Source organism: Bifidobacterium italicum, assembly GCF_002286915.1.
In the GTDB taxonomy this organism is placed as follows: Bacteria; Actinomycetota; Actinomycetes; order Actinomycetales; family Bifidobacteriaceae; genus Bifidobacterium; species Bifidobacterium italicum.
Genome location: NZ_MVOG01000068.1, coordinates 1 through 1,406 on the forward strand (window position 1 = coordinate 1; position 1,406 = coordinate 1,406).

A 1,406-nucleotide genomic window follows, 5' to 3' on the forward strand; every position below is an offset into this window, starting at 1 on the left:
GCGCGCGCCCGACGGGCCATTCGGCCAGGTCGGACACGTCGAGGATGTTCTCGCGTTGGATGGAGCGGTTCACGCTCCTGGATCCGCGCGAGTCGACGTTGACCGAGCCGCGCACGATGTCGCGCTGGCCGACCAGGCCGGAGATGTCGGCCAGCCATTTCGCGTCCTTGATGCCGCCGATGTACACCAGGGTGTTGGCGTTGTTGAACAGCGAGCCGAAGTTGGTCTCGCCGAACGCGGCCTTGCCCTGGTCGGGGTTCTGCCAGATCGTCATGATCGGGATGCCGGCCGATCCGAAGTAGCTGTACACGTCGGCCAGTTCGGGCCAGCGGCAGATGTTCGCGGCCTCGTCGAGCACGAGGCACAGCGGCACGGGCAGACGCCGGTTGTTGGACGCGCATTCGCCCTGGGCGATGTTGAACGCGGTGAACGCGGTCATCGCGGTGAACGCGGCCGTCAGCGCGGTGCTCGGCCTGCCTTGCGCGCTCAGCAGGTAGAGCGTGTCGTGGCCCAGCGCGAACTCGCGCGCGTCGAACACGGGCCGGGGGTCGCCCTCGCGCGGTTCGACCCAGTCGAGCAGGTCGGGGTCGGCCAGGAACGCGACCATGGTCTGCAGGGAGCCGAACACGCCCGAGCGGGTCTCGGGCGTCAGCGCGATCACGGAGGCGACGCGGGCGGCGATGTTGTCGTAGCCGCCGTGCCGGCGCAGGATCTGGGCGGCCTCGTCGTCGCGCTCGTTGCTGGCCCATCGGAACACGTCGCTGATCGGCCGTCCGCCCAGATGCGCGGCGAACAGGTAGTCGGCGAGCTGCTGGGCGGCGGTGCCCGGGAAGAAGTCGTCGCCGCCGGTCTGGGGCTGTCCGGACGCGTACCGCCAGCAGTCGGCGACGCGTTTGGCGTCGGCCAGGGTGCGGATCGCGCCCACCAGGTCCCATACGAAGTTCGCGCGCCCGCGCCCGGGGTCGGCGATGCGTTCGGGGTCGAACACCCAGATGCGCCCGTCGGGGAAGCGGTGTTCGCGCACGGCGCGCGTGTTGTCGATGATGTCGCCCTTGTTGCTGGTCGCCAGGCACGGGCCGGGCGCGGAGTTGACAGCGGGGATCGCGTAGCACAGGGATTTTCCCGAGCGCGGGCCGGCGAACACGACGACCATGTCCTCCCAGCTGGTGCTGATCGGGCGCCGGTCCTTGAGGTTGACGCCCAACGGGTATCCGGGCTCCATCGTCGCCGCGTCCCAGTCGGCGACCAGGCGGCGCGCCATGTCCTGCGCGTGCTCGCGAGACAGTTTGCGCGTCGCCTCGCCGTATCCCATGGCCGCCGCGTACACGTCGACGCGCGTCTCGCCGCGTCCCGCCGCGCGGCCCGGACGACGCCTCCAGGCGAGGGACGCGGCCAGGGCTGCCGCG

1 protein-coding gene is annotated in these 1,406 nt (G+C 70.8%); it reads right to left on the reverse strand.

Annotation, left to right across the window (positions count from 1 at the left end; genetic code table 11):
* Positions 1-1,406 (reverse strand): type IV secretory system conjugative DNA transfer family protein (locus B1400_RS09290; protein ID WP_106408306.1); only part of this gene is annotated, 1,406 nt, incomplete at both ends.